17 protein-coding genes are annotated in these 17,180 nt (G+C 41.3%); 11 read left to right on the top strand and 6 right to left on the bottom strand.

Annotated elements, in window-relative coordinates; all coding sequences use genetic code 11:
* Nucleotides 1-34 precede the first annotated feature (34 nt).
* Nucleotides 35-880 (bottom strand): NADPH-dependent 7-cyano-7-deazaguanine reductase QueF, encoded by an 846-nt coding sequence (gene queF, locus PSF27_RS17380; protein WP_272681928.1) that lies wholly within the window; start codon nt 878-880, stop codon nt 35-37.
* Between the two features lie 143 nt (nt 881-1,023).
* Here queF and syd point away from each other — a divergent pair, with 143 nt between their 5' ends.
* Nucleotides 1,024-1,584 (top strand): SecY-interacting protein, encoded by a 561-nt coding sequence (syd, locus tag PSF27_RS17375; RefSeq protein WP_272539791.1) that lies wholly within the window; start codon nt 1,024-1,026, stop codon nt 1,582-1,584.
* A gap of 446 nt (nt 1,585-2,030) precedes the next feature.
* On the opposite strand, the gene PSF27_RS17370 is transcribed toward syd, so the two are convergent.
* Nucleotides 2,031-2,918, bottom strand: a complete 888-nt coding sequence (locus PSF27_RS17370) for a DUF535 family protein (protein ID WP_272539790.1) — start codon at nt 2,916-2,918, stop codon at nt 2,031-2,033.
* A gap of 239 nt (nt 2,919-3,157) precedes the next feature.
* Here PSF27_RS17370 and PSF27_RS21105 point away from each other — a divergent pair, with 239 nt between their 5' ends.
* From PSF27_RS21105 to PSF27_RS17355, 3 genes are read left to right on the top strand one after another with little or no spacing between them, the layout of a single operon-like run.
* Nucleotides 3,158-3,493 (top strand): YqcC family protein, encoded by a 336-nt coding sequence (locus PSF27_RS21105; protein WP_272681927.1) that lies wholly within the window; start codon nt 3,158-3,160, stop codon nt 3,491-3,493.
* Between the two features lie 3 nt (nt 3,494-3,496).
* Nucleotides 3,497-4,255 (top strand): tRNA pseudouridine(65) synthase TruC, encoded by a 759-nt coding sequence (gene truC, locus PSF27_RS17360; protein ID WP_272681926.1) that lies wholly within the window; start codon nt 3,497-3,499, stop codon nt 4,253-4,255.
* 21 nt (nt 4,256-4,276) lie between these two features.
* On the top strand, nt 4,277-4,729 hold the full coding sequence (locus PSF27_RS17355; protein ID WP_047755915.1) for a flavodoxin: 453 nt from the start codon (nt 4,277-4,279) through the stop codon (nt 4,727-4,729).
* A gap of 78 nt (nt 4,730-4,807) precedes the next feature.
* On the opposite strand, the gene PSF27_RS17350 is transcribed toward PSF27_RS17355, so the two are convergent.
* The 4 genes from PSF27_RS17350 to map all read right to left on the bottom strand — a co-directional run bounded on the left by PSF27_RS17350 (nt 4,808) and on the right by map (nt 10,033).
* Complete coding sequence (locus PSF27_RS17350) at nt 4,808-5,188, bottom strand: DUF3461 family protein (protein ID WP_047755916.1); 381 nt, start codon at nt 5,186-5,188, stop codon at nt 4,808-4,810.
* Nucleotides 5,189-5,600: 412 nt separating this feature from the next.
* Entirely contained in the window at nt 5,601-6,428 is an 828-nt protein-coding gene (gene dapD / locus PSF27_RS17345; protein ID WP_206083744.1) for a 2,3,4,5-tetrahydropyridine-2,6-dicarboxylate N-succinyltransferase, read from the bottom strand.
* A 62-nt stretch (nt 6,429-6,490) separates the two neighbouring features.
* Entirely contained in the window at nt 6,491-9,127 is a 2,637-nt protein-coding gene (glnD, locus tag PSF27_RS17340; protein ID WP_272539787.1) for a bifunctional uridylyltransferase/uridylyl-removing protein GlnD, read from the bottom strand.
* Between the two features lie 108 nt (nt 9,128-9,235).
* A complete protein-coding gene (map, locus tag PSF27_RS17335; RefSeq protein ID WP_206083746.1) occupies nt 9,236-10,033 on the bottom strand; it encodes a type I methionyl aminopeptidase in 798 nt (265 codons plus the stop codon).
* A 658-nt stretch (nt 10,034-10,691) separates the two neighbouring features.
* Here map and rpsB point away from each other — a divergent pair.
* The 7 genes from rpsB to cdsA all read left to right on the top strand — a co-directional run bounded on the left by rpsB (nt 10,692) and on the right by cdsA (nt 17,177).
* Entirely contained in the window at nt 10,692-11,417 is a 726-nt protein-coding gene (gene rpsB / locus PSF27_RS17330) for a 30S ribosomal protein S2 (RefSeq protein ID WP_102139937.1), read from the top strand.
* 143 nt (nt 11,418-11,560) lie between these two features.
* On the top strand, nt 11,561-12,412 hold the full coding sequence (gene tsf, locus PSF27_RS17325; protein WP_206083747.1) for a translation elongation factor Ts: 852 nt from the start codon (nt 11,561-11,563) through the stop codon (nt 12,410-12,412).
* 217 nt (nt 12,413-12,629) lie between these two features.
* Nucleotides 12,630-13,358 (top strand): UMP kinase, encoded by a 729-nt coding sequence (gene pyrH, locus PSF27_RS17320; protein ID WP_206083748.1) that lies wholly within the window; start codon nt 12,630-12,632, stop codon nt 13,356-13,358.
* Between the two features lie 108 nt (nt 13,359-13,466).
* Nucleotides 13,467-14,024 carry a ribosome recycling factor gene (gene frr, locus PSF27_RS17315; protein WP_206083749.1) on the top strand — a complete coding sequence of 186 codons (558 nt, stop codon included), beginning with the start codon at nt 13,467-13,469 and terminating at the stop codon, nt 14,022-14,024.
* Nucleotides 14,025-14,171: 147 nt separating this feature from the next.
* A complete protein-coding gene (ispC, locus tag PSF27_RS17310) occupies nt 14,172-15,365 on the top strand; it encodes a 1-deoxy-D-xylulose-5-phosphate reductoisomerase (protein WP_206083750.1) in 1,194 nt (397 codons plus the stop codon).
* Nucleotides 15,366-15,551: 186 nt separating this feature from the next.
* On the top strand, nt 15,552-16,307 hold the full coding sequence (locus PSF27_RS17305) for an isoprenyl transferase (protein ID WP_272681925.1): 756 nt from the start codon (nt 15,552-15,554) through the stop codon (nt 16,305-16,307).
* Between the two features lie 9 nt (nt 16,308-16,316).
* Complete coding sequence (gene cdsA / locus PSF27_RS17300; RefSeq protein ID WP_206083752.1) at nt 16,317-17,177, top strand: phosphatidate cytidylyltransferase; 861 nt, start codon at nt 16,317-16,319, stop codon at nt 17,175-17,177.
* Nucleotides 17,178-17,180: the final 3 nt, after the last annotated feature.

The following is a 17,180-nucleotide window of genomic DNA, read 5'->3' as shown; positions in this document are numbered from 1 at the left end:
CTGTTTTTCAAGCATTTTTTAACTACATGTGTACTTATTGGCGAGCCAAACGACCAAGTTCAGGTTCAAAAATTTCATTACTACGCCATGGGTTAATGTCCAGCCCCCCGCGGCGGGTATAACGCGCGTAAACACTCAATTTTTCGGGTCTACACAGTTGCATAATGTCGTTAAAAATTCGTTCAACACACTGCTCATGAAACTCATTATGATGGCGAAACGAAACCAAATAGCGTAAGAGCGCTTCATGATTGATTTTAGGGCCATGGTAGTGGATTTGTACAGAGCCCCAGTCAGGTTGATTTGTAATCAAACAATTCGATTTTAGCAAATGACTGACTAATGTTTCTTCAACAATCGGTTCTTGAGTACAACCCGCTAGATAGTCACGATTAAACTCGTACTGTTCGATAGTAATGTCTTGCTCATCAATACACAGCCCTTTAAAGGGTAAGATTGGCTGATGAGAAAAAGCCTCTAGCTTATGAAGTGTAACGTCAACTTTGCCATTAGCACAGTGGCTTAAGTCATTTTGCAAAACGCTTCGCACATTTTCCCAAGTTTCAAAGCGAGTTTGATTAAAGCTGTTGAGATAGAGCTTAAAACTTTTAGACTCAATCAGGTTGTCACTTGTTGCATCCACACTGATTGAACCAATAGCCACTTGGGGAACGCCACTTTTATTTAGCCAAGAAAGTTCATATAAGGTCCAAATATCAGCACCATGAAATGGCAGTGAATTTGCATAAATATCCAGTGGATCACGGTTTAAGCTCCTAGGGACGGGCTGCAGTAGCGAGGCATCGTATTGGTCGTGATACGCCGTTTTTTTCCCGAGGGTTAAATTGTCAAGAGCGGGATTGTTCTGGTAGTGTGACATAGTGATCCTTATACTTCATAAACAAAATGAGGCTAAAAGGCGCAATGAGTACATTTTATTCGCCTGCAAACATCTGTCATAATACCATTTATCCATCATATTGACGTCTTTCAATTTAGGCTAGCCGTAAAAATTACGTAATTATGAATACAATACTCTCTCAAGCGTTACAGCGTTTTACTCAAAACTATATTTCAGCGTGGGAACAACAAACGGGGTTACCACCTGCATCTGTTGATTTATATGGTATTCCTTCTCCTTGTGTCGTGAGAACAGGCGAGAACTGGGTCTATTGGGAACCGCAAGCATTTCCCATTAAGGATGCACATTTAAATAAAGTCGCTACGGCATTGGATATCAGTTTACAGGACGATATTCATCACTTTTATACCACTCAGCTGGCTGGGGATATGAAAGCCACATTTCGTGATATTACCTTAAGTTTGGTACAAGTATGGAATGAAGAGGATTTTATTCGCTTACAAGAAAATTTAATTGGGCATTTAGTTACTCAAAAGCGTTTAAAGTTATCGCCAACTCTGTTTATTGCCACAATAGACTCTGAAATTGAAATGATCTCGTTGTGTAATTTGACAGGGGAGGTGATCTTAGAAAAATTTGGTAGCCAAGAGCGGCGCGTACTTTCACCAAATTTAGCGAGTTTTATTGGAGAGTTACTCCCTGTTGTTGAGCTTCAGGAGTAAGTATTTTAGGATAAATGTTGTAAGTCAGGACTTACAATTGGGTTAAGTAATTTCTCAAAGTTATTTAATTTTATTTAAATGATAATTAATTAACTTTTAATATCATGACGTTACTACCAATAATGGAAACACCGCTTTTTAAAATTAATTTTTGTTTGCTCAGCTAGGTTGTTTCATTAATAGATTTAATACATTCTTATGCCGCTGGACAGGGTAAGTTCGTTTAGCTTTTTATACATCGTAATGTATAAAAAATGAAAAAACCAAAGCGATGGACTGCTTAATAGGCAGGAACAACCTATTAAATTGTTTTATTCAACAGGATGTTGAACGACAGGATGTCGTTTTGCAGGATGCATTAAAATCTAAAATGTGATGTTAAGCCAGTCGGCCTGATTTAGGCCGGCTGGCTTTTTTTGTTATTCTAGCTTGTAATCAACGGATTGTTACTTCGTTGAGTTTGCACTGAGTGATGCAATAATTTCTTGGCTCATCGCATCACGAAGTGCTTCACGTCGACGAAATTCAGCACGACGCTGGCTTTTCACGGATTCTATATCACGAACTGGCTCTTGTAATGGAAGCTGGTACCAACCATCAGATGATAATGTTGCACTACATTCTTGCCAAAAAGTATCATAGCTCGATTTTAAATGTTGGCTCTTAATATGGCTATTGTTTGAAATGCCTTGGATTGATGTCACTTTGAAATAGGTCGCGACAGCATAAACAGCAGACATTAATAGGTTTTTGGGCCTCATACCATGCATTTGTTTGGTGATTAGGCGAACCTGCTCAACACTTTGGTCGGTTGATGGGCCTTGCAGTGAGCAAACATAGAGTTGCCCTTCAGGCCCAAAAGAAAAACTCATTAAATAGATATCATCACCCGTTTCATTACGCAGGTGTAAGGTAAGATCGCCTTCTCTTGGGTATTGAGAATAAATCAAGGTGAGCTGTGCAAAATCACCAGATTTCAGCTCAATATTTGCAACAGTTAACCCTTCACGTTTTGCCGAAAACATTTTTTCGACGGCTTTAGGGGTAAAGGTTTTTTCAATTAAATCCAGTGTATAGCTTGCTGTCAGCAATTTTTGCTTTCCACTCCAAGCTTTATGCAGATATTTATTAATTGGGCGCTCAATAAAATGGGGAACTCCGTTAATTGCAGAAGCGAGCTGAGCACTTTGATATGTCTGACACATGCCTTGGTACTGTTGATATTGCACTGAAGGGAGTTTCGCTATGCGAATTTTTCTTTTGAGCTCAACATATTTACCACTGAAGGCCTTCCATGCCTTATTTTCCTTGCGCCACTGCTTTAGTAATCCCATAGATAGACCATTTTATTGTTAATTATTTTGCTAAAATTCAATTAAAAAAACATTTCATTATATCCGTATACACCCTAACAAAACATCAACGAAACTTATTGAATTGAATTTATTATGAATAAATAAATGCAATAGAAGTAAACCCGCTTGTATATAAGACAGAACAACCCCATTTATCCGACAGAATCATTGGCAAAATTACAGTATATTTCGCAGCATAAAGGTTAAAAGGGTTAAATATGAACAAAGAACAACGCATTGTTGAAAAGCTTCGCCATCTCGAAGAGGAAATGAAATTAAAATTATTGTGGCGTGAGCATCCACCTGAACAGGATGCGTTTAAAAGTGTCGAGCCATTTTGTATTGATACGATGGAAGCACTGGAATGGCTACAATGGATCTTAATTCCACGTTTACAAGCGATTATTGACCAAGGTGGCATGTTACCTGCAAATTTTGCTATCGCGCCGTATTTTGAAGAAGCCTATAAGCACGATGAAGAAGAGCAATATGTGGCTCTTATCCAGCACTTGCGTGAGCTAGACAGCATCTTTTCAACTAATTCAAACAGGTGATTGATGTTAGAAATCATTTATCAAGATGAATATATGATTGCGGTGAATAAACCCGCAGGTATGTTAGTTCACCGCAGTTGGTTAGATAGCAAAGAAACTGTTTTTGTGATGCAAACATTGCGTGACCAAATTGGCCAATATGTTTATCCCGTTCATCGTCTCGATAGACCGACATCAGGTATTTTATTATTTGCGTTATCGAGTGACATTGCGAGGTTGCTAGCTACTCAGTTTGAAAAACATCAGTTAGAGAAAACGTATCATGCCATTGTGCGTGGCTATCTGACAGATGAGCAAACTATTGATTACCCTTTACTGGAAGAGTTAGACAAAATTGCAGACAAACATGCCACTCGGGAGCCTGTGTTACAAGAGTGCATTACCCATTGCCGTCCAATTGCGACGGTGGAATGCCCTGTGGCCATCGGTCGCTATGAAACGGCACGGTTTAGTTTAGTCGAATTAACACCACAAACAGGTCGAAAACATCAGCTCAGGCGGCATATGTCTCACTTACGTCACCCAATTATTGGGGATAGTAAACATGGTGACTTACGCCAAAATCGAGGGGTAACAGAACATTTTTCTGTGTCGCGTCTAATGTTGCACGCAAGTCAATTAAATTTAAGTCATCCTATAACAGAAGAAAATATATCTCTGGTTGCACCTTGGGATGCACAATGGATATCACTGATTGAGCAGTTTGGATGGTCAGCACAAGTCGCTAATTTAAGTATGAAAGTTATTAATCCATCAGTTTAAATAAATTTAGAGGGAGGCGTTATGTCAAAAATAGGTATCTTTGTTGGTACTGTCTATGGCAACTCTTTAGCTGTGGCTGAAATAGCACAAGAAATCTTAGAGGAACGAGGGCATGAAGTGGTTGTCTTTGACGAACCCACTCTGAATGATTGGCAATTATACAATTCAGGAAATGAAATTGCGTTAATCGTGACTTCCTCTACAGGACAAGGTGATTTACCTGACTCTATTGCACCACTTTTTAATGAAATCAATGATGTTGTTGGTTACCAACCTGATTTACGTTATGGGTTAATTGCCTTAGGTGATAGCAGTTATGAAAGTTTTTGTGGCGCTGGGTTACGTTTTGATGAAGTGCTGACCGAACAATCAGCTACGCGTATTGGTGATATTCTTTTTATTGACGCTATTGAAGTGGATGTTCCTGAAGAGTTTGCAAAACCGTGGGTTGAAGCGTGGAGTGAATTACTTTAAGTACCTGCACCGTGGAGTAACCCTTTTCGATACGAATTCAGGTGATTTCACGGCGCAGTAAATTATTTTGCAGGTCAGTTACTTACGAGTCAGTTTTTCTAAGTCAGCTTCAATTTCTGCAATTTTGTTTGAAACTACATGTTCTAAATGACGTAAGTCATCAAGGATTTTGTGTTTTAAATCAATATCAGTTTTATCTGTTTGGCAAATTTGATCAAGTTCTTCAATGGCATAGCGAAGGTTGGTGTTAATTTCGTGGATCTCTTTGAAATTATTACCACCATCCGCGATAGTTTTACGTTGGCGTGGGTATTTGAATTTTACACTTTTGGCAAAAAATTCCCCTTTGTCTTTACGGAAGTAAATTTTCAAAATATCGTTATTTGCTTCTTGGCGCAGGGTATAGCGGTCGATATCCTGAGGGTTACTAATGCCTAAACTTTTCAAATTATCGTACATGTTAGCTCGCTTAACTGTAGAGTCAGAGTCGGTGAACAGAATAATCGTGTGAACAGGCCGCAACAATACCAGTCTATTTCTCTTGTACTGTGCTATTGACCTAAAGACGTAAATAACATTAAGCCATTACGTAAATAGCATCATGATAATGAAAAATAAAATAATACAGTTTTATTGATGGTAAACGGCAAAAGTCACGAACATATTATGCGCGATTTCTCGAAATTGACCAACTTCTCTTTGCAATAAAACGGTGAAAAGAAAAAGGAGATGTGGGGGAGATAAGGGAACTTGGCCACCCGAGTTGCATACAGCGTATGCATTTCGGGATAGCTTCGTTTTACCAGATTACTGCTAAGTGATTCAAAAACAGCAGTAAAAGGTTCAGGAGGAGAAACTGTTAGAAAACTAGTTATTCATCAATAGTTCTTAATAATTCATTGATGCCAACTTTTCCGCGCGTTTTTTCATCCACTTTCTTGACGATGACTGCACAATATAAGCTGTAGTTACCCTCTTTCGACGGTAAATTGCCCGATACAACGACAGACCCCGCAGGAACGCGGCCATAAAAAATTTCGCCCGTTTCACGGTCATAAATTTTAGTGCTTTGCCCCAAATAGACGCCCATGGAAATCACCGAGCCTTCCTCGACAATGACACCTTCAACAACTTCAGAGCGTGCGCCAATAAAGCAGTTGTCTTCGATAATGGTTGGGTTCGCTTGTAATGGTTCTAACACGCCACCAATACCGACACCGCCAGATAAATGCACGTTTTTACCAATTTGCGCACAAGAGCCCACTGTTGCCCAAGTATCGACCATTGTTCCTTCATCGACATAGGCACCAATATTGACATAAGATGGCATGAGTACACTGTTCTTGGCGATATAGGCACCTTTACGAACCGCGGCAGGTGGTACAACGCGAAAACCTTCTTTTTCGAAGCGTGTTTGGTCGTAATCGGCAAATTTCATTGGTACTTTGTCGAAGTAGCGACTTTCAGCACCGTCAATCACTTGATTGTCTTGGATACGAAATGACAGTAAGACGGCCTTTTTTAACCATTGGTGAGTGACCCAGACACCTGCGATTTTTTCGGCAACACGTAGTTTACCGCTATCTAATAACGCGATAGTGTCCAAAACGGCTTGTTTAACGGGGGCTGAAACCGTATTTGGCGTGATGTTAGCACGGTCTTCAAATGCGTTTTCAATGATCGCTTGTAAATGCTGCATTGATTCTATTTCCCTCTTGAATAACATAAAAGTGAGCGTTCACCATAAAAATGTGATGAACGTTATATTTTATCCTTCGATTGTAGGGCTTCTGTCAACCTTTCTGATAACACTTGTTGCATTTTTTTATCGAGTGCTTTGTGTTCTTTATCTGCTAACACAAAGAAATCCTCTACTTTTTCGCCAATTGTGGTGATCCTCGCGCCGTATAAAGAAATTTCTAGCTGTGCAAAAATATGGCCAATTCTTGCCAGCAAGCCGGGCTGGTCTAACGCGAATAATTCCATGTAGGTACGGCGTTCATTGGTGGAGTGCAAGAAGTTGACCTTGGTAGGAACCGTAAAATGGCGCAATTTAGAGGGCAATGTACGTTGTTTCGGCAGGGAAATTTCAGGTTGCTGTACCGCCAGTAACAACATTTTGCGTATGTGGTCATAACGGTCTTTGGCGAGCGGCGAGCCATTTGGCTCAAGGACTACAAAGGTATCCATCGCCATATTGTCTTTATTGGTGAATATTTGAGCACTGTGAATGCTTAAATTGCGACGGTCTAGTTCACTGGCTACGGCGGCAAACAGATGCGATTTATCGTGACACCAAATAAAAATTTCTGTTCCACCATGTTTCGGTTGAGTGCTGATTAGCACTAAAGGCTGAGTTAAATCATGATGTAACAGGTTTTTGGCATGCCAAGCGAGTTGTGACGGGGTGTGGCGTAAAAAATAGTCGGCATGGCAGCGTGACCACAGTTTTTGCAGTTTCTCTTCATCAATTGCAAGAGGGCGAAGCAGAGATAACGCTTGATTGCGGTGATGGCGAATGCGCTCCCGTAAATCTGGCGTACTTTGCATGCCTTGGTTGAGCTGATGTTCCGTTGATAGAAAGAGTTCGCGAATTAAGCTCTGCTTCCAGCTGTTCCATAAAGTGCTATTGGTGGCGCAAATATCTGCAACCGTTAGACACATCAAATAGTTAAGTCGAGAAACCGATTTCACCTCACCTGCAAATTGCTTGATAACATCAGGGTCTTGAATATCTCGGCGTTGAGCAGTAACCGACATCAATAAGTGGTTTTTAACAAGCCATGCAGCAAGCTCAGCTTCTTTTGCTGATAAATCATGCAGTAGCGCAAAGTCATACACAAAATCAGCGCCTAAATCGGAGTGATCCCCTGAACGGCCTTTGGCGATATCATGGAAGATAGCCGCAAGGCGTAAAATCTCAGGTTGCAGCAGTTTAGGGTAAACGCTGACACACAAAGGGTGCTCGCGACGGTTTTCTTCAAGTGTAAAACTGTCGATTTTTTGTAAAACACGGATGGTGTGCTCGTCAACGGTATAGGCGTGAAACAAGTCAAACTGCATTTGCCCAACAATGTTGCTCCAAAGCGGCGTATAGGCGCTAAGTACGCTGTGCAGGTGCATGGGAACAAATGCGCCTTTAATTGCTCGTGGGTGGCGCAGAATTTTTAGGAACAACTTGCGTGCCTCAGGGATTTCACACAGTGGCACGCTCAAGTTTCGTCGAGCAAAGCGCAGTAGGCGCAATGTTGTGGAATAGATACCCGTGATATTTGGATAGCGAGCCATTTGGTAGAACATTTTTAAAATAGCGGCAGGTTGGTTGATAAATAGGTTTTCATCGATAACATCAATTAATGTGCCGCGTAATTGAAATTGTGAATCAATCGGTCGCGGTTTTTCATTTGGTTTAAGGGTTAAAATCGCTTCATCAAATAGCTGTAATAGCATTTGATTTAGCTCCCTCACGCGGCGAGTCACACGATAAAAATCTTTCATCATGCGTTCTACAGGCTGATTTTTCTCACCGACATAACCTAGTAAACGTGCAACGCTAAATTGGCGATCGAACAGTAAACGGTTATCGTGGCGCTTCACCACTAAGTGGAGCGCGAAACGAATTTTCCATAAAAAAGTGAGGCATTCTTTGAGCTCTTGGCGTTCTTCTTCAGTCAAAAAACCAAAACCAACCATCTCATCTACTGTGGTCGCACCAAAATGGCGCCTTCCAACCCAAAGTAAGGTATGAATATCCCGTAGGCCGCCAGGACTGCTTTTGATGTCGGGTTCTAAATTGTAACTGGTACTATGGTAACGCTGGTGGCGTTCTTGTTGCTCAGCAATTTTTGCCGCAAAAAAGGTGGCTGATGGCCAAAAATCATCACTGAAAATGGTTTTTTGTAGCGATAAGAAAAGGGTGATATCACCGCAAATAAGCCGTGATTCGATTAAATTGGTTGCTGTTGTTAAATCGGCATTGCCTGCTTCGATACATTCAGCAAGAGAACGGACGCTATGCCCAATATCAAAGCGTAAGTCCCACAGTAACGTGATAAATTGGCCAATTTTTGTAGCGATATCCTCGGGAAGTGGTTGTTTACTGAGAATTAAAATATCAATATCAGAAAGTGGATGGAGCTCATGTCGCCCATAGCCCCCGACAGCCACAAGGGACATATTTGCTTGTTTGTCGAATTCGAAAGCCTGCCAAAGCCTTGTCAACAAAGCATCAAGGTAATCACTGCGAACGTGAATTAAATCAACCACATTTTTACCTTGATTAAAGCTGTCTTCAAGCCAACGATCAAAATCATCAACATGTTGCCTTAAGGTAATGAGGTCAAGGTCGTGGGCAGTGAAGTGGTTTGGTGCAAGATATGTTGCAGAGGATGCCGTCATCTTTATCTTTCCGTATTGATAGCCATAAAGAAACTACGACCAGCTTACGGTTTTTTGTGAAAGATGAACAGAGGAAGAACCCTCTTAATCGAGGGTTCTTGGGGAAATTTATTCGTTAACTAAAACCGCAGAAATAAACGGCTCTTCTTCTTTACGCAGTGTGAGGATCTCACAGCCATTGTCGGTGACAACTAAGGTGTGCTCATATTGTGCAGACCAGCCGCGATCTTTGGTTTTTACCGTCCAGCCATCTTTCATCGTGCGAATACGGTGGTCGCCTGTATTAACCATCGGTTCGATGGTGAATGCCATGCCTTTTTGCAGAATGACGCCACTGTCATCTGCATCATAATGCAGCACTTGTGGCTCTTCATGGAAACCTTCGCCAATACCGTGACCGCAATATTCACGAACAACGGAGAAACTTTGTTTTTCAACGAATTCTTGAATCGCTTTACCGATGGTACGTAGGCGAATGCCAGGTTTAACCATACGAATGGCTAAATATAGGCTTTCTTGGGTGACTTGGCACAGGCGTTCGCCTTGAATAGTTGGTTTTCCAACAATAAACATCATTGAAGTATCGCCGTGGAAGCCTTCTTTAATCACGGTGACATCGATATTCACGATGTCACCGTCTTTTAGGATTTTTTCATCGCTTGGAATACCGTGGCAGATAACATCATTAACGGAAATACAAACGGATTTTGGAAAACCATGGTAGTTCAGGCATGCTGGAATTGCTTGTTGTGTATCAACAATGTGTTGATGGCAAAGTCTATCCAGCTCACCTGTGCTAACACCTGGTACCACATGCGGTGCGATCATTTCTAATACTTCGGCAGCTAAGCGGCCAGCAACACGCATTTTCTGAATATCTTCTTCAGTTTTGATAATAATAGCCATGAGTTCAGTCCATTCATGCCAGCAATGATTGATGACATGTTAAAAAATGAGAGGTTAAAATGGGTTTTTGAGACCATTTTTTAGCATTAATAACACTTATGGTAACAGCCACCGCATTTTCTGCCAACTAGCTATCGAAAGGTTCGAGAGTTGAAGTTGCTATTAGAATAAGGTAATAGAAGCGAGCGGCTTGTTCATTTTGAGCTTTTAACCGCACAAATTGCAAAAAACACCAGTAAGTGAATGAGTATCCATTATAAAAATAGGGCTTTTTCATCACATCAAAAAAGGTCTATAATTAACCCAATACGGATCACGTATTAGATAGGCGAAATGCGAACCATAAAATCCATTTTTCACGCATTTTTATGTGTGAAAAAATCAACAAAAGTTGGCTTCTAAGTTGGTTTTATGGTATAAAGCGCGCCGGCAATCCATATTATTTCTTCTCATCTTCATTGAAATGTCAACTTATGGCAGCAAAATGAGGTTTCCTGAAAAGGAAATTGGATTTGCGAAACTTAAACTCAATTGTGTATAACACACACGAATCGACACGTGCGCCGGGGTGCTCTTATGCGTTTAGACGCAGCTTTGGAGTCGGTAGTATGGGATTCGTGGAGGCATAACCCCAATTACTTAAATACAGAGGTATTAAATGGCAACTGTTTCCATGCGCGATATGTTACAAGCGGGCGTTCACTTTGGTCACCAGACTCGTTACTGGAACCCAAAAATGAAACCTTTCATTTTCGGCGCGCGTAATAAAGTTCATATCATCAACCTGGAAAAAACTGTTCCAATGTTCAACGAAGCTCTGGCTGAGTTGACTAAAATTGCTTCTCGTAAAGGCAAAATTCTGTTTGTTGGTACTAAGCGTGCTGCAAGCGAAGCCGTTCAAGAAGCTGCTAACAGCTGTGACCAATATTTCGTTAACCACCGTTGGTTAGGCGGAATGTTGACTAACTGGAAAACTGTTCGTCAGTCAATCAAACGTCTGAAAGATTTAGAAGTTCAATCACAAGACGGTACTTTCGACAAACTGACCAAGAAAGAAGCGCTGATGCGTACTCGTGAACTTGGCAAGTTAGAAAACAGCTTAGGCGGTATCAAAGATATGGGCGGTTTACCTGACGCTCTGTTCGTTATCGATGCAGACCACGAACACATTGCTATCAAAGAAGCAAACAACCTGGGTATCCCAGTATTTGCTATCGTTGATACTAACTCTGATCCAGATGGTATTGATTTCATTATCCCTGGTAACGACGATGCAATCCGTGCAATCAAACTGTATCTGGGCGCTGTAGCAAGCACCGTTCGTGAAGGTCGTTCGCAAGATCTGGCTGTTCAAGCAGAAGAAAGCTTAGTAGAAGCTGAATAATAAGGTTTTAACCTTATTAACAGGTATTGCTATACAGGTACTGCTATATGTTAGAAGGGGCCTGATTTAGGCCCCTTTTATATATGAATCAGAACTATCCACGTGGGGAAGACTCTCACGGGGAATATCGAGGAATAAATCACATGTCTGGAATTACCGCTGCATTGGTAAAAGAACTGCGCGAACGTACTGGCGCAGGTATGATGGAATGTAAAAAAGCACTTGTTGAAGCTAATGGCGACATCGAATTAGCGATTGATAACATGCGTAAATCAGGTCAAGCAAAAGCGGCTAAAAAAGCAGGCCGTGTTGCAGCTGAAGGTGTTATCCTGACTGAAGTTTTCAACGATGGTAAAACAGGTGCTCTGGTTGAGCTGAACTGTGAAACTGACTTCGTTGCTAAAGACGCAGGTTTCTTAGCATTCGGTAAAGAAGTTTTAGCTTCTGTTGTTGCTGATAAAAATGCTGACATCGACGCGCTGAAAGCAAAATTCGAAGAAGCTCGTACAACATTAGTTGCGAAAATTGGTGAAAACATCAATATTCGTCGCGTTGCTATTCTGGAAGGCGCACAAGTAGGTAGCTACCTGCACGGTGCTCGTATTGGTGTTTTAGTCGCTGGCGAAGGCGCAGACGAAGAATTACTGAAACACATCGCTATGCACATCGCTGCAAGCAAACCTGAATATGTGACTCCAGACAACGTTCCAGCTGATGTTGTTGCTCATGAGCACCAAATTCAGTTAGACATCGCAATGCAATCAGGTAAACCACGCGAGATCGCTGAAAAAATGGTTATCGGTCGCATGAACAAATTCACTGGCGAAATCTCTTTGACTGGCCAACCTTTCGTCATGGATCCAAGCAAATCTGTTGGTGACTTACTGAAAGAAAAAGGCGCTACTGTTTCTGGTTTCCTTCGTTTCGAAGTTGGTGAAGGTATCGAGAAAGTTGAAACTGACTTTGCAGCAGAAGTTGCTGCGATGAGCAAGTAATCAACTAAGGGCCGCCAATTGGCGGCTCTGTTTTATTCACGTTTCTTTCAAGTAAACAAACATGAGTTAGCGGGTATGAGAGACCATCAAGGTTATCTTTTGGCTTGAAATATTACGTGGGTAATTAAGGTTTAAAAATCTATTCAAATTTAGGTATGTAGAACCTGTGTGTTCTGCGTATGTTACCCCAATAAATAATCTGTTAGGACAGAACACCATGGCTACCAATGCAAAACCCGTTTATCAGCGTATTCTGCTTAAATTAAGTGGCGAAGCCTTACAAGGCGCAGAAGGTTTTGGTATCGATGCTAGCGTTTTAGATCGTATGGCTCAGGAAATCAAAGAACTCATAGAACTGGGTATACAGGTCGGTGTGGTTATTGGCGGTGGTAACCTGTTTCGTGGTGCTGGTTTGGCACAAGCTGGTATGAACCGTGTTGTCGGTGACCACATGGGTATGTTAGCCACGGTGATGAACGGACTCGCTATGCGCGATGCTTTGCACCGTGCTTATGTGAATGCAAGACTGATGTCTGCTATTCCATTAAACGGCGTCTGTGATAATTACAGCTGGGCGGAAGCCATCAGCTTGCTACGTCACGGCCGTGTTGTTATTTTTTCTGCGGGAACAGGTAATCCATTCTTTACAACAGACTCTGCAGCGTGTTTACGCGGTATTGAAATTGAAGCGGATGTTGTGTTAAAAGCCACAAAAGTTGATGGCGTCTATTCAGCTGATCCAGCAAAAGACCCTGATGCTGTATTATATGAAAACCTGAATTATCAAGAGGTTTTGGAACGTGAATTAAAAGTGATGGACTTAGCTGCCTTCACATTAGCTCGCGATCATAACTTACCAATTCGTGTTTTCAATATGAATAAACCAGGTGCATTACGCCGTGTTGTCATGGGCGAAAACGAAGGTACTCTGATTTCTCACAACTAATACTCAGAGACATAGCCTGAGTTTAAATGTATTATCTAAGATAAATTCAGACAATTTAAGCGAGGTCGCATTGCGGCCTTTAATAATCAGTTCTTAAGGGTTGAAAACGTGATTAACGAAATCCAAAAAGATGCTCAAGACCGTATGGAAAAGAGCCTTGAAGCATTCAAAAACCAAATCAGCAAAGTTCGTACAGGCCGTGCATCTCCAAGTTTATTAGATGGTATCACTGTTGAATATTATGGCTCAGCGACACCATTGCGCCAATTAGCTAACGTGACGGTTGAAGATTCACGTACATTAGCTATTTCTGTTTTTGACCGTAGCATGTCACCTGCGATTGAAAAAGCGATTATGGCGTCTGATTTAGGCTTGAACCCATCTTCTGCTGGCACTGTTATCCGTGTTCCGCTTCCTCCGTTAACGGAAGAACGTCGTAAAGACTTAATTAAAGTGGTTCGTGGTGAAGCGGAGCAAGGTCGTATCGCTGTTCGTAACGTGCGTCGTGACGCTAATGACAAAGTAAAAGCGCTGCTAAAAGATAAAGAAATTAGTGAAGATGATGAGCGTCGTTCACAAGATGACATTCAAAAGCTGACTGATAGCTACATCAAGAAAGTTGATGAATCATTAGCGCAAAAAGAAGCAGAATTGATGGAGTTTTAATCCATTATGATGATAAAGCCACCAATGCAAACTGTAAAAGTGTGCGTTAGCGTGGCTTTATTATTTTTCGTACCCATTAAAAAATCCTTTCTTATCACTAAGCTGATATAATCTCAGTATTGAATTAATACAGAGTATCCGATCACTATGAAACGTCTGACAGTCCTGGGTTCAACAGGTTCAATTGGTACTAATACACTTTCTGTTGTTCGTCAAAATCCTGAAAAATTCCAAGTTCTTGCCCTTGTTGCAGGTAAAAATGTTGCCGAAATGGCAAAGCAGTGTCTTGAGTTTAATCCGAAATATGCCGCCATGGCGGATGAGTTATCGGCGAAGGCATTACGGACAATTTTATCTGAGAATAATAACAAAACAGAAGTGTTGTCGGGCAAGCAAGCAGCAATTGACCTTGCAGGCCTTGACGAGGCAGACCAAGTAATGTCAGCAATCACGGGTGTTGCTGGGCTATTACCCACCTTGGCGGCGATCCGCAAAGGTAAAAGAATATTATTAGCGAATAAAGAGTCTTTAATTACCAGTGGCCGCTTATTCTTTAATGAGATTCGACAACATAATGCCTCAGTCTTTCCAATTGATAGTGAGCATAATGCTATCTTCCAAAGTTTACCTGAAATTATTCAGCTCAACTTAGGTTTTGCTGATTTAACGGCTTCAGGTATTTCCAGTATTGTTTTAACAGGCTCAGGTGGCCCATTTAGAGATACACCACTATCGCACTTTGATAACGTGACGCCAGATGAAGCGTGTAATCACCCGAATTGGTCGATGGGTCGTAAAATATCAGTTGATTCAGCGACTATGATGAATAAAGGGCTAGAATATATTGAAGCCTGTTATTTCTTCAATGCAAATGCTGATCAGATGGAAGTGATTATTCACCCGCAATCGGTGATCCACTCAATGGTGAGATATCGTGATGGCAGTGTCATCGCACAGCTTGGTACCCCTGATATGCGCACCCCAATTTCGTATAGCATGGCTTACCCACAGCGTATTATGTCAGGCGCAAAACCGCTTGATTTCTCTAGCCTTTCATCGTTAACATTTGTGCAACCTGATTATCAGCGCTACCCTTGTTTGAAACTTGCTATTGATGCGTGTCATCAAGGGCAAGCAGCGACAACAGCACTGAATGGGGCAAATGAAATGACGGTAGCGGCGTTCCTTGAAGGGAAAATTCGTTTTACAGATATCGCGAAAATTAATCACAAAATCCTAGAAAACCAAGTTTTTTCTGAACCTGTTTCTATTGAAGAGGTCTTAGAAATCGATGAATGTGCACGTCGTGATGCGATAAAAATAATCGCTCAGACAGTTTAAGCTTGGTATGTGATTTATTTAGTTGCTGATAACCATAATTTATCTTTAATATGTGATGCGTTTAAAAAAAGAAAGATAACCTAGTATTTAGCAGAGAATTAAGGATGTGTCTTATCAGCAAACTTAATAATAGTGGTTATTATTGAGTGGTATTCTCAAAGCGGTACTTACAAGGATTAACATTTAATGAACTCTAGTGGTGAAAATCTCTCTGAATCGATGATGCCTAAGCATGTCGCTATCATTATGGATGGTAATGGGCGATGGGCAAAACAGAGAGGAAAACTCAGAATAACAGGCCATAAGGCAGGTGTTGAATCTGTACGTAATTCTGTGCGTTTTGCGGTAAAACATAAAATCAGCTCGCTCACGCTTTATGCATTTAGCAGTGAAAATTGGCGAAGGCCTGAAAAAGAAGTCAGTTCGTTGATGGAATTATTCGTTTTTGCACTCGATAATGAAGTCAAAAACCTACACAAGAACAATGTTAAATTAAAAGTGATAGGGGATATTGACCGCTTTAGCGAGCGTCTTAGAAAACGCATTGATAAAGCAGAAGCATTGACGCAAAACAATACAGGCTTAATATTAAATATTGCAGCGAACTATGGTGGGCGCTGGGATATCGCCAATAGTGTGAAGCAAATCTTTGCAAAAGTGCAAAGTGGTGAGCTGTCTATTGATGATATCAGTGAAGACTCTATTAATAACTCAATCTGTATGCATGACCAAGAGAATGTCGACTTAGTCATCAGAACAGGGGGAGAACATCGAATTAGCAACTTCCTATTATGGCAAGTCGCTTATGCGGAATTTTATTTCACCAACGTTTTGTGGCCAGATTTTGATGAAATGGTGTTTCAGGATGCGGTTGATGCATTTAGTAAGCGCGAGCGTCGTTATGGTGGGGCTGAATCAGATGACGAACTCGTCAAAGAATAGGGGATAGATGTGCTGAAATATCGTTTGCTTACTGCGATAGTATTGATACCAATTGTTATTGCGGCGTTGTTTTTTCTTTCTCCAGCGAATTTTGGTTTAGTTGTGATTGCTGTTTCTGCACTAGGTGCTTGGGAATGGGCACAATTTGCAGGATGGCACTCACAGGTTAAACGAATTAGCTTAGCAGTTGTTTTTGCTGCAATATTACTTGCAATACAATTTTCAATCCCTGACATCACGGTATTATCCAATGCGCCAATGATCCTTTATGGACTATGGGCAGGGCTGGTCTGGTGGGTTGTTGCTATTATCCTTGTTGTCACTTATCCAGCATCAGCGTCATGGGGTAAATCTGTTATTATTCGCTTATTATTTGGGGTATTAACCATAATCCCTTTCTACTGCGGAATGATGGCACTACGTACCGTGGGCTACCAGAATGACACCGCTATTGGTGCATGGTGGCTACTGTATGTCATGTTATTGGTATGGGGGGCAGACTCTGGTGCTTATGCCTTTGGTCGTACGATTGGTCGTAATAAAATGGCCCCAAAAGTCTCGCCAGGCAAAACGTGGGAAGGCCTCGTTGGTGGTTTAATCACAGCTGGGATTATTTCTTGGGTATTTAGTGCATATGCACCAATCCCTGCTATGCCAGATTATTTGCTAGTGACTTCAATTATTGTTGTTGTAGTATCTGTATTTGGCGATTTAACGGAAAGTATGTTTAAGCGCCAATCTGGTATTAAAGATAGTAGCCATTTAATCCCTGGTCACGGTGGTATCCTTGACCGTATTGATAGCTTAACTGCAGCAATTCCAGTGTTTGCTGGGCTGAATTTGTTAATTTTTAACGGCTTTGGGCTGTAGGAA

The sequence above is a fragment of the Providencia sp. PROV129 genome, assembly GCF_028482245.1.
GTDB lineage: Bacteria > Pseudomonadota > Gammaproteobacteria > Enterobacterales > Enterobacteriaceae > Providencia > Providencia vermicola.
This window is presented reverse-complemented; position numbering and strand designations above follow the sequence as displayed.